This window comes from Rhizobium sp. SEMIA4064 (assembly GCF_003025035.1).
Taxonomy (GTDB): domain Bacteria; phylum Pseudomonadota; class Alphaproteobacteria; order Rhizobiales; family Rhizobiaceae; genus Rhizobium; species Rhizobium paranaense.
In genome coordinates, this window is sequence record NZ_PYJN01000022.1 from 342,368 (window position 1) to 366,373 (window position 24,006).

Here is a 24,006-nt window from a genome sequence, read left to right on the forward strand (position 1 = left end):
GAAACGGCCAGTGAGCAGACTATCCTTCCGGCGGATAGATATGCTCGCCGCCACGATAATCCGAGATGGAATAGCAGCCTTCGCCGATCTCGCGGACGGCGTTTCTGCCGATGTCTGCCTTGCCGTGCCCACCTGGGATATCGAGGATATAGGTGGGCTGGCAGAGGCCGGAAATGCGGCCGCGCAGCGCGGCGACGATCTTCTGCCCCTCCGCTATCGTCAGGCGGAAATGGCTGGTGCCGGGGGCAAGATCGGGATGATGCAGGTAATAAGGCTTGATCCGCGTCTCGACGAAAGCCTTCATCAACGCCGCCAGCACATCCGGATCGTCGTTGACGCCCTTCAGCAAAACGGATTGGCTGACCAGGACAACGCCGGCATCGACAAGCCGCGCGCAGGCGGCACGCGCCTCGGCGGTCAGCTCGCGAGGATGGTTGGCATGCAGCGCCACATAGACCGTCTTGCCGCTCGCCTTCAGCGCCGCGATCAGCGCCTCGTCGATCTTCAGGGGATCGACGACGGGCACGCGAGTGTGGAACCGGACAATCTTCACATGGTCGATATCGGCGAGCGCACTGAGCATCTCCTCCAGCCGGCGCGGCGACAGCACCAACGGATCGCCGCCGGTCAGGATAACCTCCCAGATCTCGCGGTGATCGCGGATATAGGCGAAGGCGGCATCGAGTGCCGCCGCATCCAGCGTGCCGAGACCCTGCGGCCCGACCATCTCGCGACGGAAACAGAAACGGCAATAGACAGGGCAGACATGCACGGCCTTCAACAGCACACGGTCGGGATAGCGATGGACGATCCCCTCGACCGGACTATAGGCATGATCACCGATCGGATCGGCCCGCTCTTCCGGCGTAACGACAAGTTCGACCATGTCAGGCACGAATTGCCGCGCAATCGGATCGGCTGGGTCGCTGCGGTCGATCAGCTTTGCCATCGTAGGCGTCAGGGCAATGGCATAACGCGCGGCAACCGCCTCCAGCGACAGAGCCTCACCGGCATCGATCAAACCGGCCTGTTCAAGGTCGTCGACGCTTCTGATCGGACGCATCACGTTCATGAACCAAACTCCGAAACGGGCGCCCAGAGCACCTGTTCGATCCGCGATGCACCCGTCGCCAGCATCACCAGTCGATCGAAGCCGAGCGCTATGCCGCTCGCCTCCGGCATGACGGCAAGGGCTTCGAGAAACTCCTCATCCAGCGGATAGGTCTCGCCGTAGATGCGAGCCTTCTCGGCCATCTCTATCTCAAACCGCCGCCGCTGCTCGTCGGCATTGGTGAGTTCGCCGAAAGCATTGGCGAGCTCGACGCCGCAAGCATAGAGCTCGAAGCGCTCAGCCACGCGATGATCGCGCGCCGAGGGCCGGGCAAGGGCCGCTTCCGAGACCGGATATTCGTCGAGGATCGTCGCCCGGCCGAAGCCAAGATAGGGCTCGACCTTCTCGACCAGCACGCGGCTGAAAAGATCGGGCCAGTGATCGTCTTTTGCCACACGCATACCCACGCGCTGCATCTCGGCCGCCAAATGTTCGCGATCCGTCGATCCGTCGAGGCCGATCGAGCCCAGCAGATCGATCTTGGCATAACGTTCAAAGGCGGCAGCGACGCTGATGCGCTCCGGCGCAAGGAACGGATCGGTTTCGGCGCCGCGATAGCTGAGTTTCTTTGCCCCCACCGTCTCCGCCGCCAGCGCCAGCAGCGCAGCACAATCGGTCATCAGCGTCTCGTAGGTCTCGCCCGCCCGATACCATTCCAGCATGGTGAATTCCGGATGGTGCAGCGGCCCGCGCTCGCGGTTGCGATAGACATGGGCGAAGCAGGCAATGCGCTCCTCGCCGGCGGCGAGCAACTTCTTGCAGGCGAACTCCGGCGAAGTGTGGAGATAGAAGGGCGCCTTCTGGCCATCCGTCGTCAGCGCCTCGGTGGCGAAGGCATGAAGATGCGCCTCGTTGCCCGGCGACACCTGCAGCGTCGGCGTGTCGACTTCGATGAAATCGTTGCGGATGAAGAATTCACGCAGAGCCGCCTGGATGGCATTGCGGCCAATGAGGAACGGCCGCCGATCCGCGTGGACGGTGCGGGTCCACCAGGGGGACGCTTTGCTGCTCGTTGGCTCCATTGCACGCTTTCTTCTCGGGTCGCCAGGGATGGGGGTGGCTATTTCTGTTGATTTAGGGTAGTTGCGCCCCCAAGCAAACAATAGCTGCGTCGCGAGGTGCATTTCGACAGTCCTCTACGACGTGACAGGCCGAGTTACAAGGAAGTCTTATGGTCAAGGTCATCGCCTCTTCAGTCCGCAAGGGCAACGTTCTCGACGTCGACGGCAAACTCTACGTCGTTCTCACCGCTCAGAACTTTCATCCGGGCAAGGGCACGCCGGTCACCCAGGTCGACATGCGCCGCATCGTCGACGGCGTAAAGGTGTCCGAGCGCTGGCGCACCACTGAGCAGGTCGAGCGCGCCTTCGTCGAAGACGTGAACTTCCAGTACCTCTATGAAGATGGCGAAGGCTTCCACTTCATGAACCCGGCCAACTACGACCAGGTCGTCGTCGACGTCGAAACCATGGGTGACCAGAAGGCCTATCTGCAGGAAGGCATGACCTGCATCCTGTCGATCCACGAAGGCATTCCGCTGGCACTTGAGCTGCCGCGCCACGTCACGCTGGAAATCACCGAGACCGAACCGGTCGTGAAGGGCCAGACGGCATCGTCCTCCTACAAGCCCGCCATGCTGTCGAACGGCGTGCGCACCATGGTGCCGCCGCATATCAACGCCGGCACCCGCGTCGTCATCGCCACGGAAGACAATTCCTACGTCGAGCGCGCCAAGGACTGAGTGATCGGCCTATCGTTCAACGGAAACGCCCTATCCTTGCGGATGGGGCGTTTTTGTTTTTGGGCCTTGGCATGGTGATGGTCAGGTGAACGTTCTACCGCCGCGATTACGTGCGTGGCCCCTCAGCCCAGCTTCAGCCGCCCTCTTCTGCGGTCGGGGCGGCCTTTCTCAACGCAATCGCATTGTTCACTGCAAGTGCAGCGGCTGTGGCGGTCGAGGTGCTGGACACTGTAGGCGCGCCGTCAGCGCCAACCTTTCCTTCATTGGCGACCTGAACCGTCGGAGAGGCGAATTCAATGCCGTTTTCGGCGAATACCTCGCGGATCATCGCGTAGGCGCGCCGTCGGATCCCGGACTGATGACCGGGCTTGGTGGTCATAGCAAAGCTGACGGTCATTCCGTAGTCTCCGAACTGCTCGACGCCCTTGAACTTTACGGTCTCGAGGATCAGCGGCCCGAATTCCGGATCTTCGAGCAACGTCGCTCCGACTCCCTTCACCAGCTTCTTCACCTTGACGAGATCAGTGTCGAAGGCCACGTCGATCTTAAACTTGTCGATCGCCCAATCCCGCGACATGTTTTGGACCGCGCCGAGGACGCCAAAGGGCACGGTAAAGACCGGACCGCGATGGTGCCGCAATCGCACCGATCGGATGCTGAAGGATTCAACGGTGCCCTTGTAGCTGCCGCTCTGGATGTATTCGCCGACACGGAAGGCGTCGTCCATCATGTAAAACACGCCGCTGAGGACGTCCTTGACAAGTGTCTGCGAGCCGAAACCGATGGCTACGCCGAAGATGCCTGCGCCGGCTATCAGCGGGCCAATCGCGACCCCGAGTCCCGACAGCACCGTCAGGATCGCGATGACGGCAATCAAGACGGCGAGGAAGTTCTTGAGAATCGGCAGCAGCGTCAGAAGGCGGCCATTCCGGGCTGCTTCTGCAGCATCGTTATCGGCAGCATGCGCCTTTGCTAGCCTACTCTCGATCAGAGCCTTCACAACTTGCCAAAGAATGTCGGCCACAAGAAGAATTACGACACCGCTTAGCACGCCGCGGAAGATACGGCTCGCGGTCTCGTCCTGCATCATCATTGAGTTAAGGCGCATCACGCTCGTCAGCCACAGAGCCGCAAGTGCGATGAAGACGGCCCTTGCAGTGCGTTCGACGATGACCTCGAGAACCGGCTTCGCGGCACCCGCATCGCTAGCGGAGCGCAGAAACGCGCCGTGGGTAACGGCGGTCACGATCTTTAGACCGGCGGGGACAAGAATGAGATAAGCGCAAAGCCACATCAGGACGCTCGCGCCACCCACCCAGAGGACCCAGATCAGGCATAGCCAGAAAACGAGTAGCCAGTCCAACACGCCATGGCGGCTGTGATGCTCGGTCTCGCGCGGACGGTGCCATGCCATCTCAATCGCCGATGCAAGCAGGAGAAGGCCGAGGCAATAGACGACCACTTCCCTCGCTGCAGGCAGGAAGCCGAGATCAAGCATGATACCATTCGCTGCCCAGCCAAAAACGAAGATTGAAATGAACAGGGTTAGGCGGCTGAACCAGAAATGGGCGGCACTTTCCCCGATCGGAATCAAGCGCGTCGCGCCATCGCCACTTTCGTTGGGGTAGGGCGTCAGCAAGATCCTGGTAAGACGGATCATGAAGCGTCCGGCAATCAATCCAAGCAGAGTTGGCACTATAAGTTCTGTCAATAGTTGCGGCCAACTGAAACTCAAGAAAAGGCCCAGGCTTGCGATGCCGAAGATCACGAGGGGCGCAATCTCCGCAAAGAGATACCGGCCCAGAATTTGGAAACCACTCGGTGGAGACTGCGAGGCATCTACCTCCCGGTTCGTTTGCATGCGGCGTGCAAAACGGCCAAATACCCATTCAACAGTTCGACCAATCGCCACAAGAAGCAGGAAGAAAGTCAGGACGGTGATTGGTCGGCGATCGTTAATGCCCGCCATCGTCGTCTCTCTGGCCTTCTCGAACTCGCCCGGCACGAGTGGCACTGCGGCCACGACCGACGTCACATGATCCCTTATGGCGTTGAGCCGCTGCGTGAATTCGTTGGCGGAGGCGCCCGGCATCCCTTCGTCTGCTGGGGCCGGCTTGGCGCGCGAAGCGAGCAACGACCGAATGTCGGCGTCGTCGAGGAGCTTTGTAAGCTGATTGATCTTCTGCTGCGTCGCCTCAGAGACGGCAGTTTGATCGGCGGCTAGGCCGGCGCTGCCGCTGGCCACAATCAACAGAAACGCCGCCAAGATAATGAATGGCCTTGACCAGACTAATCGCGCACTCGTGAACATCATGCTCCGCCCCCTCCCTCAATATACAGTCATTATCCGCTCACTTTCGAAAAAAGCCTAATTTTGTTGAAGCATCATCTCGCTTTTTGGCGGACTGCGGCGCTCAACGACACGCTCACAGGCGGTAGATGATAAGTTACAAGAGCGGGGGGAGGGGCCAGGCAGAAAATTGCGTCGTCCGTAGCCGTGCCTGACTATCGCCCCAAACTACCGCGACGGCGAATTCGCCCTCTTGGGGCTTATATCCGGTATCGCTACGGCCGGCGGCACGACTTCGGCGACGACCTCCTCGTGCGGCACCAGTGCCTGCAGGTGCAGCACGCGCGGCGACATTGCCTGGAGATAGGCTTCGGAACGGCCGATATAGATGACGGTGGCGTCGGTGAATTCCGTCAGCAGCGCCGAGAACTTGGCCTGGATATCCGGCTCCAGCCCTTCCATGACTTCGTCGAGGATGATCCATTTCGGTTGCGCCAGCAGCAGATGCGCGAAGGAGAGCGCCTTTTGCTCGTCATTGTCCAGCAGCCGATCCCAACGCGCCTGCGTATCGAGCCGGCTCTTCAGGCGGCTAAGGCCGACCCTGTCCATCGCGGCCTCGACGGCGGCATCCTCATAGGCATCCCGATCCTCGGGGAAGCAGATCGCTTCGCGGAGCGTACCGCCCGGGACATAGGGCGTATGCGGCATGAACAACATGTCTTCCATCGGCGGCAGGCTGATCTTGCCGGCGCCGCAGTTCCACTGATGCGCCAGCGACTGGAACAGCAGCCTGCGGTTCACGCCATGATCGCCGTTGACCATGATGTGCTCGCCGGCGGCAATCGTCACCGTGCCTTCGCGGATACGGAAACCGTTCTCGATGACATCCTCGCTGGTCTTGGTGGAAATCTCCATATCCGTCCAGACCATTTCACCGGGCGCAGCATGATCGAAAGCAATGGTGTGCGGCATGACCGTGCCGTCATCCATCTCCGTCAACGCCTGACGGAAATCGGTGACACGCATCAGTGTGGCCCGCCACTCTGCGATCGGGCCGAAATTGGCGACATACCAACGCAAGGCGGAATTGACCTGGTTGAAGGCACCGACCGCCACCATCAACTGACCGATGGTCAGTCCGCCGGAGAAATAGGCGGGCGCAGCCACCAGGATCGGAATGATCAGCACCAGCCAGCCATAACCGGCCGAAACCCAGGTGAGATTGGTATTGGCGATGGCGAGCTGGCGGATGACGGCAAGCACAGCGGAGATATCGAGATTGATCCGCCGGCGCTCATTCTCCTCGCCGCCGGCAATGGTGATCGCCGGCATATGCTCATTGGCATGCATCAGCGCAAAGCGCAGCTCGGCTTCCTTGGAATAGCGGTCGGCGTTCAGCCGCACCAGCCGGCGGCCGACGAACTGGCTGAGGAACGAGGCAGACCCCGCATAGATGATCGCCGCCCAGACCATGTAACCGGGAATGGAGAAGCTCATGCCTTTGAAATTGAAGACCATGCCGCTGGACAATTCCCAGAGCACGCCGATGAAGCTCAGCAGCAGGATCGTCGCCTGCACCAGGCCGATCGCGAGGCCTGTCGTGCTTTCAGCCAGATTGCGCGCATCCTCATGCAGCCGCTGATCCGGATTGACGCCGATCAAGCCGGAGGAGGCGAGACGAAGCGCACGCTTGGCCTGCAGCCATTGGTCGACGAGATCGCGCGCCAAGCCCTCGCGCATATAGAGCGCGGTCATTTGATTGAGCCATGCCTGCACGACGTTGAGGACCAAAAGCAGGCCTGCGATAATGCCGAAGACGCCGAGCTGATGGAAGAACGCATGGGTGTCGCGCCGCGCCAGCGAATCGTAAAATGGCGCATTCCAATTGTTGAGAAGAACCTGGACGTACGCCGTAACCAGGATAATCACGAACAATGCGATCGTAAGGGAAATAATCTTGATGCGTACCGCCGAATTCCAAAAAGCGGAAAACATCATGCGCAGCCGATAGAGAACGCTAAAGTCGTAACCGACCCGGTCAGCACTCTCGATATTCGGCTTGGCTTGTGCTTCAACTGCCATCAACAGGTCCCTGCAACGCACTTAATCCCCAGTTAATCATGACCTGCTCACATGTCCATCCATGCGTTACATCAGCGTGATCACGTTCAGTATATACACCGTTTCACGCCTTGAACCGAATAAGGCCAAGGGATAGCTTGCGCCCGAAAGATTGATGAAAGCCTTCCAATGCAATTTCACGGCACCGCGGACTATATTGCCGACAAGGATCTGATGGTCGCCGTCAATGCCGCCATACGGCTGGAACGACCGCTTTTGGTGAAAGGCGAGCCGGGAACCGGCAAGACGGAACTGGCTCGTCAGGTCGCCGCGGCCCTGGGTCTCGACCTCATCGAATGGAACATCAAATCCACCACGAAGGCGCAGCAAGGCCTCTACGAGTATGATGCCGTCTCGCGCCTGCGCGACAGCCAATTGGGCGACGCCCACGTCAATGACGTCAGGAACTACATCCGCCAAGGCAAGCTCTGGCAGGCCTTTACGGCACCGAAGAAATGCGTGCTGCTGATCGACGAGATCGACAAGGCCGACATCGAATTCCCGAACGATCTGCTGCAGGAACTCGACCGCATGGAGTTCCATGTCTACGAAACCGGCGAAACGATCCACGCCGCTGTCAGACCGATCGTCATCATTACTTCGAACAATGAAAAGGAGCTGCCAGACGCCTTCCTGCGCCGCTGCTTCTTCCACTATATCCGCTTCCCCGATGCTGAAACGCTGACGCATATCGTCGAGGTGCACTATCCCGGCATCAAGCAGGCGCTGGTGCGGGCGGCACTCACCCAATTTTTCGAGATCCGCGATGTGCCGGGGCTGAAGAAGAAACCCTCGACCTCCGAAGCGCTCGATTGGATCCGCCTGCTGGTCGCCGACGACGTCGATCCCGCCACCCTGCGTGCCGATGCGAAGAGCGCGCTGCCGAAGCTGCATGGCGCGCTGCTAAAGAACGAGCAGGACGTCCATCTCTTCGAACGGCTGGCCTTCATGGCGCGCGGGCAAGGGAAATGATGCAGCCGGATGCAGTGAAGGTCTTGATCTACGCGTTGCGCGACCGGCATCTGCTGGTATTCGATGAGCCGGATTTTCCCGCCATCCAGCTCCAGGTTCCCGGCGGCACCGTCGAACCCGGCGAAGATATTGCAACGGCGGCGGCGCGCGAATTCGAAGAGGAGACCGGTTTTGCGCCGGACGAACTCCATCCGCTCGACGTCCATGACTACCGTTTCGAGAAGGAAGGTCGCGAGCACCATCACCGCCGGCACTATTTCCGCTGCCATATCTCCGAGACGGCGCCTGCCACCTGGCTTCACTACGAAATGACGCCGTTCGGCGGCGGCGATCCGATTGGCTTCCGTTTCTTCTGGCTGCCGATCGAGGACGCCAAGCAACGTCTGGGCTATGGCATGCAGGCACTCCTTGAACATCTGTAGGCTACATCCGAAATAGGGCGCGGCCGCCAGCTTCCTTCAACGCTTGCCCCATTGACCCGCCGGGGTAGCAGGTCTATTGAATTTCTCCCGTGGTGATTTGGCCGGCCGGCTTGCAGCCACGTTAAAAAAGTCGCTAAAGGGCCGCGTGCGGACCGGTAGCGATTCTTATCGCGGCCGGTTTTTTTGTTTTTGGTCGAGTGACAACGATGCCCATCAAGATTCCCGATACGCTGCCCGCGTTTGAAGCCCTCCAGAGCGAGGGTGTGCGGGTGATGACCGAAACGGTGGCAATCCGGCAGGATATTCGCCCCCTTCAGATCGGGCTTCTCAATCTCATGCCGAACAAGATCAAGACCGAAGTTCAGATGGCGCGCCTTGTCGGCGCCTCGCCGCTCCAGGTGGAATTCTCGCTGATCCGCGTTGGCGGCCACAAGGCCAAGAATACATCCGAAGAGCATCTGCTCGCCTTCTACCAAACCTGGGAGGAGGTGAAGCACCGCAAATATGATGGCTTCATCATCACCGGCGCGCCGATCGAGCTGCTGGATTATGAGGAAGTCACCTACTGGGACGAGATGCAGCAGATCTTCGACTGGACGGCGACCAATGTCCATTCCACAATGAACGTCTGCTGGGGCGCAATGGCGGCTGCCTATCATTTCCATAAGGTGCCAAAATATACGCTGAAGGAAAAAGCCTTCGGGGTCTATCGCCACCAGAACCTGAAGCCCTCCTCGGTCTATCTCAACGGCTTCTCCGATGATTTCGCCATTCCGGTCTCGCGTTGGACGGAAGTGCGTCGCGCCGACATCGAAAAGGTGCTGGGATTGCAGATCTTGATGGAATCGAGCGAGATGGGCGTCTGCCTGGTCCACGAGCAGGCCTGTAATCGGCTCTACATGTTCAATCATGTGGAGTATGATTCCACTTCGCTGGCGGACGAATATTTTCGGGACGTGAATGCGGGCGTGCCGATCAAGATGCCGCATAATTATTTCCCGCATAACGACCCGGAGATCGCACCGCAGAACCGTTGGCGCAGCCATGCGCATCTGTTCTTCGGCAACTGGATCAACGAGATCTACCAGACGACGCCTTATGATCTCGAGGAGATCGGCCAAGAGAGGTTCTGAGCTTGTTCATTCCCTTCCTCCTGAAGCTGAAGGAAGCAAAGGTTCCGGTGACACTCCGGGAATTCCTGTCGCTTCTGGAGGGAATGGAAGAGGGGATCGCCGATTACGACGTCGAGGCCTTCTATTATCTGGCCCGCGCGACGCTGATCAAGGACGAGCGCTTCATCGACCGTTTCGATCAGGTCTTTGCCGATTATTTCCGCGGTGTCGAGGCCGTCGGCGGCGATACGGCGCCGGCTGAGGCGGTCGCTATCCCCGATGAATGGCTGCGCAAGCTGGCCGAAAGACATCTGGCGGACGAGGAAAAGAAGCTGGTCGAGGCGCTCGGCGGTTTCGAAAAGCTGATGGAGACGCTGCGTGAGCGTCTTGCCGAACAACAGGGCCGACATCAGGGCGGCTCGAAATGGATCGGCACGGCGGGCACGGCGCCATTCGGCGCCTATGGCTATAACCCGGAAGGCGTGCGCATTGGCCAGGATGCGTCCCGTCACCGCAAGGCGGCGAAAGTCTGGGACCGTCGAGAATTTCAAAACCTCGACGACAGCGTCGAGCTCGGCACCCGCAACATCAAGGTGGCGCTGAAACGGCTGCGTCGCTGGGTGCGCGAAGGGGCGGCCGAAGAGCTCGACCTTTCCGGCACGATCCGCTCCACCGCCGAGCACGGCTATCTCGACGTCCAGACCCGGCCCGAACGGCGCAATGCCATCAAACTGCTGATGTTCTTCGATGTCGGCGGCTCGATGGACGATCATATCCGCGTGGTCGAGGAACTATTCTCCGCGGCCCGCGCCGAATTCCGGCACATGGAATATTTCTACTTCCACAACTGTCTCTACGAAGGCGTGTGGAAGGACAATCGCCGCCGGCGCGCCGATGCCACCGCGACGACCGATCTGATCCGTACCTTCGGCCCGGATTATCGCGTCGTCTTCGTCGGCGATGCCTCGATGAGCCCCTATGAGATCACCCATCCCGGCGGCTCGGTGGAACATTGGAACAAGGAGGCTGGCGATATTTGGCTCAGCCGCATCACCGGCCATTTCCGCAAATGCGTCTGGCTCAATCCCGTGCCGGAAAATTACTGGGGCTACACGACCTCGATCTCCATCATCCGCCGCCTGCTTACGGAGCGGATGTATCCTCTGACGCTCGGCGGCTTGGAGAAGGCGACGAGGGAATTGTCGCGCTGAGCTACGTCTCCTCGGGGCAGCCGCAGCCTTTGCAAGCCGAAATGCCACCAAATCACCACAACCCCTTGTAGAAAGAAACATGCGGCATTGGTGAATACTATCCCGGATCACGGGGAAATTGGTGGAGATGTGCGTGCGCTACGCTGTTAAATTGCTTCTCTTCATCTCAACCGTTTTGTTGGTCTCGCATCAGGCAAGATCGGAAGAAGGTAACTTCTCCGGTCAGTGGGAGCAGATCCATTCCGACGCCGGTCCATGCGAAAAATGCCTTGTGGGAATAGTAAGGCAGGGCAAATTCATGATGATCAGCGCAAACAACGGCTGGAGCGCCACGGCGGAGACGAGCAGAAACGGAAATGTGAGCTACGCGGCAGGCACAGGCCAATGGGACGCCCAGATAGAAAAATATAGCCAAAAGGCGTTCGATATCCTTCTTACCATTCGCGGCGATAGGCTGATGGTGATCATAACAACCGAAAAAGCGGACGGGTCGAAACAATCGATCAAAGCGTTTTTCAGCAGGCGGGCAGCTAAACTTCTTTACGACAAGGCGTAGCTCGAACGCACATCTTCACGGATCAGGCAACGAGCACTCTTGCTCGGTATAGGCAAAGCACACACAGATGATGGGAAAATCGGCCGCCTGTCGTACGCGCTGCACATTTGCGGCGCAATTTGCCAGTCCGAAGCTATCGGCGAACGCCGTATGCAGCCTTGATCCCCCTCTGCCCGCCCCTAAATTTCGCGATCGGACCGGTTGCGGAGCGGCGCAAATGGGGGCAGGGTCTGGCCTCGAATTTTCGATAGAAATGGATGAGTTGATATGACGAAAGATAGTTTGGAGCGGGAAGTTTTCGGAACGACGGCCGATGGAGAAACGGTCTATCGCGTCAAGATATCAGGCGGCGGTCTGACGGCCCATATCATGACCTGGGGTGCCGTCATTCAGGACCTGCGGCTGGACGGCCACGGCCCGGCGCTGCTGCTCGGCTTCGACAATTTCGCCGATTATCCGGCCCATTCCTCCTATTTCGGCGCCACACCCGGCCGCTGCGCCAACCGCATCGGCGCCGGCCGTTTCACGCTGGACGGCAAGGACTATCAGCTCGATCTCAACGAAAAAGGCGTTACCCATCTGCACGGCGGCAGGGACAACACCGCCAAGCGCAACTGGACGATCGTCGAGCACGCCGCCGACCGCGTCGTGTTGAAGATCGTCGATCCCGACGGCCGGGCCGGCTATCCTGGCAATTGCACGATCCAGGCGACCTATTGGGTACATGGCAATGGCGAATTCTCGGTCACCTATGAATCGACGACCGACAAGCCGACGCTCGCCAATGTCTGCCAGCATGCCTATTTCAACCTCGATGGACGCGACGACGCGCTCGGCCACGACATCATGATCGCCGCCGACCATTACACGCCGACGGACGAGAAGCAGATACCGACGGGCGAAGTGCGTCCCGTTGCCGGCACCGTCTTCGATTTCCGCGAAATGGCGCCGATGAAGCGCTTCGATGGCGCCGAACAGGCGCTCTACGACCATAATTTCTGCCTGTCATCCGAACGCACCGCCAAGCGCTCTGTGGTGCTGGCGCGCAGCGTCAATTCCGGCGTGTCGCTGGAAGTGCGCACGACCGAGCCCGGCGTGCAGTTCTATGCCGGTTTCAAGCTGGATGTGCCCGTTCCCGGTCACGATGGCCAGAAGATCGGTCCCTTCGCAGGTTTCTGCCTGGAAACTCAGGTCTGGCCGGATGCCATCAACCACCAGAACTTCCCGAACGCCGTCCTTCGCCCCGGTGAAGTGCTGCGGCAGGAAACGGACTACATCTTCACCAAGAATTGAGCTGACGACATCCTTTTCGACCGGGCGCACATCACGCCCGGTCGATTCATTTTTGGCCGATAGATCAGATTCACCTTGCAGATTGGTTCTAAATAGGTTCTATAAAGAACTCATGGATAGAACCAGTTTGATCGCTGAATTGAACAGCCGTGGTCTGCGCGACGAGGCCATGACCGGCCCGTTGTACAAACGCCTGGCACAGGCGCTGACCGGCCTTATCCAGGAAGGCCTGCTGAAATCCGGAACGGCTTTGCCGGGAGAGCGTGATCTGGCCGAGGCGCTGCAGGTCGGCCGCGTCACGGTCCGCACCGCCTATCGCGATCTGCTTGCCTCCGGCGCGATCGAGTCGCGCCATGGCAGCGGCACTTTCGTGTCGCAGCGCGTCGAGCGTATCGAACAACCGCTCTGGCGCCTCTCTTCCTTCTCGGCCGATATGCGCTCGCGTGGCCGCGAGCCGGCGGCAAAGATCCTATCGCGCACCGTCAGCGCCCCTGCCCCCGAAGAATCCTTCCTGCTCGGTCTCGGCCTGGACGAGCCGGTGCTGCGGCTCGACCGCCTGCGCCTGGCGGACGGCCAGCCGCTCGCCATCGAGCGCGCCGTCGTGCCGATCAAATTTCTCGGCGAGGATGCGGTTTCAGAGGGTTCGCTCTATGATGCGCTGGCTGGGAACGGCTTCAAGCCGGTCCGGGCTCTGCAGCGACTGACAGCAGTGACGCTCGATCCGACCTCCGCGTCGATCCTCAACGTCAAAGCCGGCGCGCCCGCGCTTTTGATCGAACGTATTTCACGCCTGGAAGACCAGCGCGTCGTTGAATACACCCGCTCGCATTATCGCGGCGATGCCTATGATTTCGTTGCCGAATTGAGAATTGGAGATGACTTATGAGCGAGACCCAATCCCTGATGCTGACGGAAGCCGGCCAGTCGCCGGACGTCGTCGCGGCCCTGCTTGAAAAAGAAAAGCCCGTCTTTGCGGAAATCGCAAAGCTCTTCGCCTCCACCCGCCCCTCCCTGATCACCACGGCGGCGCGCGGTTCTTCCGATCACGCAGCCACTTTCTTCAAATATCTCTTCGAAATCTCCCACGGCGTGCCCGTCGCCTCGGTCGGCCCATCGATCGCCTCGGTCTATGGCGCCCCTCTGCACCTGAAGGGCGGCATCCACTTCACCGTATCGCAATCCGGCGGCAGCCCCGACATCATTGCGCTGCAGGCCGCCGCCAAACAGGGCGACGCCACCACAATCGCCGTCGTCAACGTCACCGACAGCCCGCTCGCCAAGGAGGCCGATATCGTGCTCGGCCTCAATGCCGGCCCGGAAAAAAGCGTCGCCGCCACGAAATCCTTCATCGCCTCCGCCGCAGCACTTGCCGGCGTCACTGCCGCAATCTCGAAAGACCAGGCGCTTGCCGCCGGCCTCACCAAATTGCCGGAAGCGCTAGCCGCGACATCGGGGATCGACGGCCAGGCCGCCGAGGACGTGCTGTTCAACGCCACATCGCTTTATACCGGCGGACGCGGTCCTGCCTTCGCTATTGCGCTGGAGGCAGCGCTGAAGGCCAAGGAAACCTCCGGCCTGCATGCCGAAGCCTTTTCGCTTGCCGAGCTGATGCACGGACCGATGCGACTGGTGCAGCCGGGCTTCCCGATCGTCGCCTTTTCACCCGATGATGCGGCCTTCGCCAACAACGCCCAGGCGCTGGAGCGCCTGCAGAAGCTCGGCGCCACCGCCGTATCCTTCTCCACCGCGCCCCTCCCCGGCATCAATCTGCGCATGCCGAGCACCGGCAACGGCCTGCTCGACCCGCTGGTGTCGCTGCTCTGCTATTATCGCCTCATCGAGTCAGTGACCCGGCGCAAGGGTTTCGATCCGGATAAGCCGGCTAATCTTCTTAAGGTAACGGAGACCATGTGATGGACTACAAGGTCTTTACCGGCGCCCGCATCTTCGATGGCGACCGGTTTCATGAGGACAGTGCGCTTGTGATCGGCAATGGCCGCGTACACGCCATTACAGGCGCGAACGACGTGCCCGACAATGCCGAAACGATCCGCTTCAATGGCGGCGTGTTGGCCCCCGGTTTCATCGATGCGCAGGTGAACGGCGGCGGCGGCCGCATGCTGAACGACGAGCCCTCGCCCGAATCCATGTACATGATCGCCGAGGGGCACCGTCCCTACGGCACGACATCGGTGCTGCCGACGCTCATCACCGATGTCGCAGCAGCTACGACGGCGGCGATCGAAGCCGCCATCGAGGCCGTCAAGGCCAATCGCGGCGTCGCCGGCCTGCATCTCGAAGGTCCGCATCTGGCGCCGGCCCGCAAGGGTGCGCATCTCGCGGAACTGATGCGCCCGGTCGAAGACGGCGACGTCAAGACCTTCATCCGCGCCCGCGAAGCGATCGGCACCCTGTTGATCACTATGGCGGCCGAGCAGGTTACAGAACGCCAAGTGCAGGCGCTGAACGAAGGCGGCGTCATCGTCAGCATCGGCCACAGCGACAGCACGGCGGACGCGGCCGATGCCCGCTTCGACGCAGGCGCCCGTGGCGTCACGCATCTGTTCAATGCCATGAGCCAGTTGGGCCATCGCGCCCCGGGCCTCGTGGGAGCTGCGATCGACCATCCCGCGCCCTGGTGCGGCATCATCGCCGATGGCCACCATGTCGATCCGCGAGCCCTGCGCATCGCGCTGCGCGCCAAGCGTGGCGAAGGCCGGCTGTTCTTCGTCACCGACGCCATGTCGCTCGTCGGCACCGACCTTCCGAGCTTTACCCTGAACGGCCGCACGGTCTATCGCACCAAGGGCGGCTATTGCTCGAAGCTGACGCTGGACGACGGCACGCTTGCCGGCTCCGACGTCGATATGGCCTCGACGATCCGCTACGGCGTCGACATCCTTGAATTGCCGCTGGCGGAAGCCCTGCGCATGGCGACGTCCTATCCGGCACAGTTCCTGCGGCTCACCGACCGTGGATATCTGACGCCCGGCACGAGGGCCGATCTCGTCCATATCAACAACGGCATCGAAGTCACCGCAACGTGGATTTCCGGCCAGCGATCGGCCTAGAGCAATTCCAGGAAAAGTGCGTGAGCCGCTTTCCATTCGGAATTGCGTGGAAACAAAGAGATAGAGCAAACGAGAGAGGCACAGATGACCGCAGTCACGGACAGCTATTTCTCCGCCCTCATTGGCCGGCTGGAAACCTTGCGCGAAACGCTTGCCGAGCCGATGGAAAAGGCAGTCGACGTCATCTCAGCGGCGGCGCGCGCCGATCGGCGCGTCTATGTCTTCGGCACCGGTCATTCGCATATGCTGGCGGAAGAGGTGCATTACCGCGCCGGCGGTCTGGCCTTCACCATCCCGGTGCTGGTCGGCTCCGCCATGCTACATGAAGGCGCAGTCATCAGCTCGGTCTACGAGCGCACCGAGGGTCTGATACGGCCGATTTTCGAGCGCTACGGCATGCAGCCCGGCGATGTCCTGATCATCGCCTCCAATTCCGGCGTCAATGCCGCCCCGATCGAGGCCGCCGATTACGGCCGTGAGATCGGCGCGACCGTTATCGCCATCACCTCACTCGCCTACTCCGCAGCCATTGCCAATGGCCGCCTGCGCTTGGCCGATATTGCCGACATCGTCCTCGACAACGGCCTGCCGCCGGGCGACGCCATCATCGATCTGCCGGGGAGCGATTTGAAGGTCGGGCCCGCGTCGACCGCGATCGGCGCGACCGTGCTGAACGCCATCTTCGCCGAAGTCGCCGCCGAGCTTTGCAAGGACGGCGACCCGCCGGTCTATCTCAGCGCCAACATGCCGCGCGCCAAGGAGATCAATCAGCGGCTGGTCAAAAAATACCGGCCGCGCAATCCGCATCTCTGATCGGCATTACTGCGCCGCTGCATCGTGGGCCGAAGACGCTTCCGCCGCAGCCTCCTCCGCCTGCCGGCGACGCCTGCGCAGCACGACGTAGAAGACGGGCGTCAGGAACAGGCCGAACAGCGTCACGCCGAGCATGCCCGAGAAGACCGCAGTCCCCAGCGACTGGCGCATCTCGGCACCGGGGCCGGTTGCGATCATCAGCGGCACGACGCCAAAGATGAAGGCAAAGGCGGTCATCAGGATCGGCCGCAGGCGCAGATGGCTGGCCTCGATTGCTGCTTCAACGGCAGTCTTGCCCTCCAATTGCGCCTGGCGGGCAAATTCCACGATCAGGATCGCGTTCTTCGCCGCAAGGCCGATCAGCACGATGAGGCCGATCTGCGTCAGGATATTGTTGTCCATGCCCCTCAGATGCACGCCGATGAGAGCAGCGAGCACCGCCAGCGGCACGATCAGGATGATGGCAAGCGGCAGGATCCAGCTTTCATACTGCGCCGAAAGCGCCAGGAAGACGAAGATGACCGACAGCGCGAAAATATAAACCGCCGTGTTGCCGGTATTCCTTTCCTGATAGGCGAGCTCCGTCCATTCGAAGGTGGTGCCGGGCGGCAGGAGGTTCTTTGCCAGTCCCTCCATCGTATCGAGCGCGCTGCCGGTCGAAACACCCGGCCCCGGGTTACCCTGCAGGGGAACCGAGACATACATGTTGTACCGCTGAACGAGCGTCGGCCCGGTCGTATCCTGAATGTCGACAAGCGTGCCGAGCGGCACGAGCGCACCGGTTGCCGAACGAACCTTCAGAGCAAGGATATCGTCGCGGTCCATGCGGTATTCCTGATCCGCCTGCGCGCGCACCTGGTAGACGCGACCGAAAGCGTTGAAGTCATTGACATAGGACGTGCCGAGATTGATCGACAAGGTCTCGAAGATATTCGGGATCGGCACGTTCAACGCCCGCGCCTTGTCGCGATCGACCGCCAGGAAATATTGCGGACTGTTGGCGGAGAAGGTGGTGAAGACGCCGCTGACACCCTTGTTCTGCGCGGCCGCACCCATGAGCTGATAGGCAAGCGGGAGAATCCGGCGCATGTCGGCATTTTCCCGGTCCATGATCTGCATCTTGAAGCCGCCGGAATTGCCGACGCCGCGAATCGAAGGCGGCGGAATGGCAATGATGAAGGCCTCCTGGATTCCTTGCAGGCTGCCATAGAGCTGGCCGATGATCTTGCTGGCCGATTCTCCGCTCTTCAACCTTTCCTCGAATGGCTTGAAGGGCGTGAAGATGACGCCGGAATTCGAGGCATTCGTGAAGGTCGCACCGTTGAAGCCGGCGAAAGCAACGGCATTTTCGACGCCCGGTGTCTTCCTGATGATCTCCGTCGCCTTCTGAATGACCGAATTGGTGCGCGCGAGCGACGCGCCGTCCGGAAGCTGCACGACGACGATGGCATAGCCCTGGTCCATGGTCGGCACGAAGCCTTGCGGCACGATCTTGCCCATGTACCACGTCGCACCAAGCAGCCCGGCAAACACGATGAGAGCGCAGGCGAGCGCCACCCAGGTCGTGACGAGATGACTGATGACCCAGGAATAGCCGCTGCTCATCCGGTCGAAACCGCGGTTGAAACCGTTGCCAAGAGCGCGGCCGAAGCGGGAGAAGATGTTCGTCGATTTCTTATGGTCGTGCGGGCGCAGCACGATCGACGCAAGCGCCGGCGACAGCGTCAGCGAATTCAGGCAGGAAATCGCCGTCGCAACGGAAATCGTCACCGCGAACTGCCGGTAGAACTGCCCCGATATGCCGGGAATGAAAGCCGTCGGCAGGAACACGGCGATAAGGACCAGCGAAATCGCCAGCACCGCCGTGCCGACCTCGTTCATGGTGACGTGCGACGCCTCTTTCGGCGTCATCCCGAGCGCGAGATTGCGCTCGACATTTTCGACGACGACGATCGCATCGTCGACGACGATGCCGATGGCAAGCACCAGGCCGAACAGCGTCAGCATGTTCAGCGAGAAGCCGAAGGCAAGCAGAAAGGCAAAGGTGCCGATCAGCGATACCGGGATGGCGACGATCGGAATGATCGCCGTTCGCCAGGATTGCAGAAAGACCAGCACGACGATGGCGACGAGGATCGCCGCCTCGAAGATCGTCTTATAGACCTCGTTGATCGATTCCGAGATGAACTCGGTCGGATTGTAGACGATGCGATATTCGAGGCCCTGCGGGAAATCCTGCGCCAGATCCTTCATCGTCTTCTGAATATCTGCAGCAGCGGCGAGCGCATTGGTGCCCGGCCGGGCAAAAATGCCGAGCGCAACGGCAGGGGCGCCGTTCAAATAGCTGTTGGTAACATAGTCCTGCGCGCCGAGTTCGATACGCGCCACATCCTGCAACTGCACGAGCCGGCCGCTATCCGTCGCCTTGACGATGACATAGCGGAATTGCCGCGGATCGGAAAAACGCCCTTGGGTCGTCACCGTATATTGGAAGGCGTTGGTGCCCGAAATCGGCGGTCCACCGATCGAGCCGCCCGATACCTGCACGTTCTGATCCCTCAATGCCTGGACGATATCGCCGGCGGTCATGCCGTAGGCGGCAAGTTTTTCCGGGTCGAGCCAAATGCGCAGGGAATATTGGCGCTCACCAAAGAGCTGCACGTCGCCGACGCCGTCGAGCCTGACGAGAAGGTCGCGGATGCGTGTGCGAGCATAGTTGGAAATATAGAGCTGATCGTAGCGATTGCTCGGCGAGAGCAGATGCACGACCATCATCAGATCGGGCGAGCTTTTGACCGTTGTGATGCCGATGCGGCGGACTTCATCCGGCAAGCGCGGTTCGGCGATAGAGACGCGATTCTGGACCAGAACCTGCGCCTTATCGAGATCGGTGCCGAGCTTGAAGGTGATGGTCAGCGACATCGAACCATCGGCGCTGGAATAGGAGGACATGTAGAGCATGTCCTCGACGCCGTTGACCTCCTGCTCGATCGGCGTCGCCACCGTATCGGCGATGGTCTGCGAGTCAGCGCCCGGATAGGAAGTGCGCACCACGATCGTCGGTGGCGCGACCTCCGGATATTGCGCGACCGGAAGCTGGAAATAGGCGATGCCGCCGACGATTAGCAGCACGATGGAAAGGACCGACGCGAAAATCGGCCGGTCGACGAAGAAATGGGAGAATCTCATTGGTCCGACCCCTGGACCGATGCCTGAGCCGGCGCCTCTTCGTTCGCTGCTTCCTGCGGAAGCTGGATCAATTGCGGCGCAACCTTGACGCCGGGCCGGATACGCATCAGCCCGTTGACGACGATGGTTTCGTCACCGGTCATGCCGCTGCGGATGACGCGGTAGCCGTAAAGCTTCGGCCCAAGCCGCACGGATTTCGGGGTAACGCTGCCATCGGCGCCGACGACATAGACGACGCGCTGATCTTGATCGGCGCCGATGGCCTCATCAGGAACAAGGACCGCCTTGTAGCTGTTGGAACCCGCGACCTGAATGCGGCCGAACAGGCCGGGCTGCAAGATGAGATCCGGATTGGGGAAGCGGGCGCGCACGCGGATCGTACCGGTTTGGTTGTCGACGCGGTTTTCCGCGAAATCGAGCTTGCCCTTGAACGGCTTCTGGCGCGAATCGGCGATCATCACGGTGACATCGAGGCCGCCGCCGCCCTGCTGCAGGGCACTGCCGTTCTTGCGCGCTTCATCGGCATAGGAAAGCAGCCGGCGCTCGTCGACGTCGAAATAGAAATCGATCGGATCGAGCGAAACAATGGTGGTCAAAACGGTCTGGTCGGCCTGAACGAGGTTGCCGACCGAAATCAGACGCCGGTCGATGCGGCCGCTGAGCGGTGCGGTAATCCTGGTATATTCCATGTCGAGCGAGGCGCGATCGACCGCCGCCTGCGCGCCGCGGACATTTGCCTGCGCCGAGATCAGATCGCGACGGCGATCGTCAAGATTGGATGCGGACAAACTGCCGGTGCCCGCCAGTGCCTGCGTGCGCGCAAATTGCGCATCGGCATTCGTCAGCGTCGATTTCGCGACCTCCAGGGAAGCCGTGGCTTCATTCAGCGCGTTGACATAAGGCCGCTGGTCGATGACGAAGAGCAGGTCGCCTTGCTTGACGATAGTGCCGTCCTGAAAATGGACTTCCTGCAGATAGCCGCCGATGCGCGAGCGCACGGAGACTTCGTCCACCGCCTGGAAGCGCCCGATGAATTCATCACTGTCGATGACATCGCGGACGACGGGCTTGGCGACCGTCACGGGTGCCGCGGGCGGCGCGCTCTGCGCCAGCACCTGAGATCCCGGGAAAACAGCAATTGCACAGCTCAATAAAGCGACACGCGCCAGCGTCATCGGCATGAAGGACCCCCTGGACAATAGATCACCTACGGCAAAACTGCCGGGTCAAGCGTTCGTGATGTCTGCCTGCAGCCTTCCGCGAAGGACCCGTCACCGCCAGCGGCGGAATTTCGTCAGGTCTCTTCGGACTTCCCAATGCGTCGCGGATGACTGACGATCCGCGGCGTCCTCCAGCTCTGGAACGCCGTGCGTTGGTTTAAACGCAGAAGGGGCGCTCTGGACGTTTGAACCTGGAGCATCTGTTCGCTTGGAGGGGATGTTTACCTGAAAGCAGGATGCTCTGGTCTGGTACTTTCAACACAATGTATAAACAGTTTATCGAATTCGACAACAGGGAATAGCATCGGCTGCAACCATCTGTTTTCTTTAATATACCGATGGCTATGAAAGGTTGATGACACGGTTTGAGCCGCGTCTCAGCCCTCCAGCTCCTCCCGCAGCATCTCCAGCTCCAGCCATTCCTCTTCCATTTTCGTCAGGCTGTCGCGCAGCTTTTCCATCTCGGCCGCAAGACGGTTGAAGCTTGCCGGGTCCTTGGCGAAGAGGTTGGGATCGGCCATTTTCTGTTCGCGGGCGGCGATATCAGCTTCGGCCTTCGCCATCTCCTTCGGGAGGTTTTCTAGGGCGAATTTCTGCTTGTAGGAGAGCTTGCCCTTACCCTTCGAAGCCTCGGCGGTGGCTGCTGACGTCTCCGCTGCCTTCGGCTTCTCGGCTGCCTTTTCGGCCCGCTTGCGCTCGTCGATCGCGCCCTTGCGCTGGGCGAGCATGTCGGAATAGCCGCCGGCATATTCGATCCAGCGGCCGTCCGGCTCTTCGGGATTGGCCGGCGCGATGGTCGAAGTCACGGTACGATCGAGGAAATCACGGTCGTGGCTGACGAGGATAACGGTGCCGTTGAAGCCGGCGACGATCTCCTGCAGCAGGTCCAGCGTCTCGATGTCGAGATCGTTGGTCGGTTCGTCGAGGATCAGGAGATTGGTCGGCCGCGACAGGATGCGCGCCAGGATCAGCCGGGCGCGCTCGCCACCGGAAAGATTTTTGATCGGCGTGCGCGCCTGTTCCGGCTGGAAGAGAAATTCCTTCATATAGCCGGTGACATGCCGCTGCTCGCCATTGACCAGCAGGTTTTCGCCGCGGCCATCCGTCAGATAGTTGGCGAGCGTGTCCTCCGGATTGAGGTCCTCGCGCTTCTGATCGAGGGTAGCGATCTCCAGATTGGTGCCGAGTTTGACCGTGCCGCTATCCGCTGCCAATTGCCCGGTCAGCATCTTCAGCAGTGTCGTCTTGCCAGCGCCGTTCGGGCCGACGAGACCGATGCAATCGCCGCGATGCACGCGGATCGAAAACGGCGCGACGATGACGCGTTCGTCATAGACCTTTGTGATCTTGTCCGCCTCGATCACCAGCTTGCCGCTCTCCTGCGCATCGGAGGCTGCCGCCTGTACGGTGCCTAGAGCGCCCTTGTGGCCGCGATGACGCGCGCGCATGTCCTGCAATTCACCGAGGCGGCGCATGTTGCGCTTGCGCCGCGCGGTCACGCCATACCGCAGCCAATGTTCCTCGCGCTCGATCGCCTTGCCGAGCTTGTGCTGTTCCAGCTCCTCGGCTTCCAGCACCTGGTCGCGCCAGGCTTCGAAGAAGGCGAAGCCACGATCGAGCCGCCGCGACGTGCCGCGGTCGAGCCAGACGGTCGCGGTCGATACTTTTTCCAGGAAGCGCCGGTCGTGCGAGATCAGCACCAGTGCGCTGCGGCTCTTCTGCAGCTCGCCTTCCAGCCATTCGATGGTCGGCAGGTCGAGATGGTTGGTCGGTTCGTCGAGCAGCAGGATATCCGGTTCCGGCGCGAGAACGCGGGCGAGAGCCGCGCGGCGCGCCTCGCCGCCTGAAAGAGTCCTCGGGTCCTCCTCGCCGGTCAGGCCGAGATGGGAGAGCAGATAGATGACGCGATAGGGATCGTCGCCCGGGCCAAGCCCGGCTTCGGCATAGGCTGCCACCGTCTTGTAATCGGCGAAATCCGGCGCCTGCTCGAGATAGCGCACCGTTGACGACGGATGGCGGAACACGTCGCCGGACTGGGCCTCGACGAGGCCGGCAGCGATCTTGAGAAGGGTCGACTTGCCAGAACCGTTGCGGCCGACAAGGCAGATCTTATCGCCCGGCTCCACCTGCAGCCCGGCGCCGGCCAAGAGCGGCGCGCCGCCGAAGCTCAGGAAGATATCATCGAGTTTCAGGATAGGAGGGGCCAAGATCAGACTCCGCTGAGATCATAAGGGCGGGCAAGCACGATCGCCCTGCCGCTGCCGAGCGAAAGGCGCACAGGGCCTTCCGCCACATTGGAAATAGTACGCGATGCGCCGAAAGGCAGATGGAAATCGCGCAGGGGATAGCGAGCGTTGTGAATGAAGAGACCCGTCAGATCGCTGAAGCCAAGGACGGAAAACAGCGAGCCGGCCGGCAGCGCCAGTTCCAGTTCACCCGGCAGCAGCGGCAGGGCCTCTTCGTCGCCTGAGGTCAGCAGCACGTCGAAACCTTTTTCGGCAAGCTGAACGCCATAGAGCATATGCTGGATCGCATGGTCCGAACGTTCCCCGCCCATCGCGCCAGCAAGGATCAGCCGCGTCGCTCCACGGTCGATCGCTTCCGATATAGCGATCTCGCCGTCGGTCGCCGCCTTTGCCGCCGGATAGGGCTGCTTGGGCACATTTGGGAACGCGCCCCGCAGGTCCGCCGGCGTCGAGTCAAAATCGCCGACCCAGAGCTCGGGCGTCGCATTGAGCGCCACGGCATGGCGCATGCCGCCATCCGCCGCGATGAACCGGCTACCGGCGACCGCGGCGCGCAGCCGGTCCGTCAGACGAAGCTCGCCGCCGAGAAGGATGGTGAAGGTGGTGGATTGGCTCATGTGCCAAGCCCATAGCGCAAA

19 protein-coding genes and 1 riboswitch are annotated in these 24,006 nt (G+C 60.8%); of the genes, 11 read left to right on the top strand and 8 right to left on the bottom strand.

All coding sequences use genetic code 11. The annotated features are described in order from the left end of the window. Positions 1–19: 19 nt before the first annotated feature. Positions 20–1,072 (bottom strand): lysine-2,3-aminomutase-like protein, encoded by a 1,053-nt coding sequence (locus tag C9E91_RS18875; RefSeq protein ID WP_107109793.1) that lies wholly within the window; start codon positions 1,070–1,072, stop codon positions 20–22. Beyond that, entirely contained in the window at positions 1,069–2,133 is a 1,065-nt protein-coding gene (gene epmA, locus C9E91_RS18880; RefSeq protein WP_107109794.1) for an EF-P lysine aminoacylase EpmA, read from the bottom strand. Before epmA ends, C9E91_RS18875 begins: the two co-directional genes overlap by 4 nt. Before the next feature lie 149 nt (positions 2,134–2,282). On the opposite strand from epmA, the gene efp reads away from it, so the two are divergent. Next, positions 2,283–2,852, top strand: coding sequence for an elongation factor P (gene efp / locus C9E91_RS18885; protein WP_028751515.1), 570 nt, complete (start codon positions 2,283–2,285; stop codon positions 2,850–2,852). Between the two features lie 133 nt (positions 2,853–2,985). Here the strand turns inward: efp and C9E91_RS18890 are convergent, their stop codons facing one another. Both C9E91_RS18890 and C9E91_RS18895 read right to left on the bottom strand, forming a co-directional pair. Next, entirely contained in the window at positions 2,986–5,166 is a 2,181-nt protein-coding gene (locus C9E91_RS18890; protein ID WP_245407527.1) for a mechanosensitive ion channel family protein, read from the bottom strand. Between the two features lie 204 nt (positions 5,167–5,370). Further along, the gene (locus C9E91_RS18895) at positions 5,371–7,224 is read right to left on the bottom strand and encodes an ABC transporter ATP-binding protein/permease (RefSeq protein WP_107109795.1); all 1,854 of its coding nucleotides are present in this window, start codon (positions 7,222–7,224) and stop codon (positions 5,371–5,373) included. A 168-nt stretch (positions 7,225–7,392) separates the two neighbouring features. Here C9E91_RS18895 and C9E91_RS18900 point away from each other — a divergent pair, with 168 nt between their 5' ends. From C9E91_RS18900 to C9E91_RS18945, 10 genes are all read left to right on the top strand, one after another. Further along, entirely contained in the window at positions 7,393–8,235 is an 843-nt protein-coding gene (locus C9E91_RS18900) for an AAA family ATPase (RefSeq protein WP_107109796.1), read from the top strand. Next, positions 8,235–8,657 carry an NUDIX hydrolase gene (locus C9E91_RS18905; protein ID WP_107109797.1) on the top strand — a complete coding sequence of 141 codons (423 nt, stop codon included), beginning with the start codon at positions 8,235–8,237 and terminating at the stop codon, positions 8,655–8,657. The genes C9E91_RS18900 and C9E91_RS18905 overlap by 1 nt, the downstream gene beginning before the upstream one ends. A gap of 79 nt (positions 8,658–8,736) precedes the next feature. Further along, positions 8,737–8,814, top strand: a riboswitch (SAM riboswitch). A 49-nt stretch (positions 8,815–8,863) separates the two neighbouring features. Beyond that, positions 8,864–9,790 (top strand): homoserine O-acetyltransferase MetA, encoded by a 927-nt coding sequence (gene metA, locus C9E91_RS18910; RefSeq protein WP_107109798.1) that lies wholly within the window; start codon positions 8,864–8,866, stop codon positions 9,788–9,790. Positions 9,791–9,792: 2 nt separating this feature from the next. Beyond that, complete coding sequence (locus C9E91_RS18915) at positions 9,793–10,980, top strand: vWA domain-containing protein (protein ID WP_107109799.1); 1,188 nt, start codon at positions 9,793–9,795, stop codon at positions 10,978–10,980. A 133-nt stretch (positions 10,981–11,113) separates the two neighbouring features. Next, positions 11,114–11,536, top strand: a complete 423-nt coding sequence (locus tag C9E91_RS18920; protein ID WP_146144007.1) for a hypothetical protein — start codon at positions 11,114–11,116, stop codon at positions 11,534–11,536. Between the two features lie 267 nt (positions 11,537–11,803). Next, positions 11,804–12,829: an aldose epimerase family protein gene (locus tag C9E91_RS18925; RefSeq protein WP_107109801.1), complete on the top strand. Its 1,026-nt coding sequence runs from the start codon at positions 11,804–11,806 to the stop codon at positions 12,827–12,829. A gap of 112 nt (positions 12,830–12,941) precedes the next feature. Continuing rightward, positions 12,942–13,715 (top strand): GntR family transcriptional regulator, encoded by a 774-nt coding sequence (locus C9E91_RS18930; protein WP_107109802.1) that lies wholly within the window; start codon positions 12,942–12,944, stop codon positions 13,713–13,715. Beyond that, positions 13,712–14,743 carry an SIS domain-containing protein gene (locus C9E91_RS18935; protein WP_107109803.1) on the top strand — a complete coding sequence of 344 codons (1,032 nt, stop codon included), beginning with the start codon at positions 13,712–13,714 and terminating at the stop codon, positions 14,741–14,743. The genes C9E91_RS18930 and C9E91_RS18935 overlap by 4 nt, the downstream gene beginning before the upstream one ends. Then, positions 14,743–15,900 carry an N-acetylglucosamine-6-phosphate deacetylase gene (gene nagA / locus C9E91_RS18940; protein WP_107109804.1) on the top strand — a complete coding sequence of 386 codons (1,158 nt, stop codon included), beginning with the start codon at positions 14,743–14,745 and terminating at the stop codon, positions 15,898–15,900. Before C9E91_RS18935 ends, nagA begins: the two co-directional genes overlap by 1 nt. Before the next feature lie 84 nt (positions 15,901–15,984). Continuing rightward, the gene (locus C9E91_RS18945; RefSeq protein ID WP_107109805.1) at positions 15,985–16,713 is read left to right on the top strand and encodes an SIS domain-containing protein; all 729 of its coding nucleotides are present in this window, start codon (positions 15,985–15,987) and stop codon (positions 16,711–16,713) included. Between the two features lie 6 nt (positions 16,714–16,719). Here C9E91_RS18945 and C9E91_RS18950 read toward each other — a convergent pair whose 3' ends face one another. From C9E91_RS18950 to C9E91_RS18965, 4 genes are all read right to left on the bottom strand, one after another. Further along, positions 16,720–19,902 (bottom strand): efflux RND transporter permease subunit, encoded by a 3,183-nt coding sequence (locus tag C9E91_RS18950; protein ID WP_107109806.1) that lies wholly within the window; start codon positions 19,900–19,902, stop codon positions 16,720–16,722. Continuing rightward, entirely contained in the window at positions 19,899–21,083 is a 1,185-nt protein-coding gene (locus tag C9E91_RS18955) for an efflux RND transporter periplasmic adaptor subunit (RefSeq protein ID WP_107109807.1), read from the bottom strand. The genes C9E91_RS18950 and C9E91_RS18955 overlap by 4 nt, the downstream gene beginning before the upstream one ends. Positions 21,084–21,499: 416 nt before the next feature. Continuing rightward, positions 21,500–23,329 (bottom strand): ABC-F family ATP-binding cassette domain-containing protein, encoded by a 1,830-nt coding sequence (locus tag C9E91_RS18960; RefSeq protein WP_107109808.1) that lies wholly within the window; start codon positions 23,327–23,329, stop codon positions 21,500–21,502. A gap of 2 nt (positions 23,330–23,331) precedes the next feature. Then, a complete protein-coding gene (locus C9E91_RS18965; RefSeq protein ID WP_107109809.1) occupies positions 23,332–23,985 on the bottom strand; it encodes a thiamine diphosphokinase in 654 nt (217 codons plus the stop codon). Positions 23,986–24,006: the final 21 nt, after the last annotated feature.

Bases quoted from the DNA above. Each gene is read 5' to 3' on its own strand.
- C9E91_RS18925 (WP_107109801.1), top strand. From the start codon at position 11,804: ATGACGAAAGATAGTTTGGAGCGGGAAGTTTTCGGAACGACGGCCGAT.
- C9E91_RS18935 (WP_107109803.1), top strand. From the start codon at position 13,712: ATGAGCGAGACCCAATCCCTGATGCTGACGGAAGCCGGCCAGTCGCCG.
- C9E91_RS18945 (WP_107109805.1), top strand. From the start codon at position 15,985: ATGACCGCAGTCACGGACAGCTATTTCTCCGCCCTCATTGGCCGGCTG.
- nagA (WP_107109804.1), top strand. From the start codon at position 14,743: ATGGACTACAAGGTCTTTACCGGCGCCCGCATCTTCGATGGCGACCGG.
- C9E91_RS18905 (WP_107109797.1), top strand. From the start codon at position 8,235: ATGCAGCCGGATGCAGTGAAGGTCTTGATCTACGCGTTGCGCGACCGG.
- metA (WP_107109798.1), top strand. From the start codon at position 8,864: ATGCCCATCAAGATTCCCGATACGCTGCCCGCGTTTGAAGCCCTCCAG.
- C9E91_RS18930 (WP_107109802.1), top strand. From the start codon at position 12,942: ATGGATAGAACCAGTTTGATCGCTGAATTGAACAGCCGTGGTCTGCGC.
- C9E91_RS18895 (WP_107109795.1), bottom strand. From the start codon at position 7,224: ATGGCAGTTGAAGCACAAGCCAAGCCGAATATCGAGAGTGCTGACCGG.
- C9E91_RS18950 (WP_107109806.1), bottom strand. From the start codon at position 19,902: ATGAGATTCTCCCATTTCTTCGTCGACCGGCCGATTTTCGCGTCGGTC.
- C9E91_RS18890 (WP_245407527.1), bottom strand. From the start codon at position 5,166: ATGATGTTCACGAGTGCGCGATTAGTCTGGTCAAGGCCATTCATTATC.
- C9E91_RS18965 (WP_107109809.1), bottom strand. From the start codon at position 23,985: ATGAGCCAATCCACCACCTTCACCATCCTTCTCGGCGGCGAGCTTCGT.
- C9E91_RS18900 (WP_107109796.1), top strand. From the start codon at position 7,393: ATGCAATTTCACGGCACCGCGGACTATATTGCCGACAAGGATCTGATG.
- efp (WP_028751515.1), top strand. From the start codon at position 2,283: ATGGTCAAGGTCATCGCCTCTTCAGTCCGCAAGGGCAACGTTCTCGAC.
- epmA (WP_107109794.1), bottom strand. From the start codon at position 2,133: ATGGAGCCAACGAGCAGCAAAGCGTCCCCCTGGTGGACCCGCACCGTC.
- C9E91_RS18875 (WP_107109793.1), bottom strand. From the start codon at position 1,072: ATGAACGTGATGCGTCCGATCAGAAGCGTCGACGACCTTGAACAGGCC.
- C9E91_RS18955 (WP_107109807.1), bottom strand. From the start codon at position 21,083: ATGCCGATGACGCTGGCGCGTGTCGCTTTATTGAGCTGTGCAATTGCT.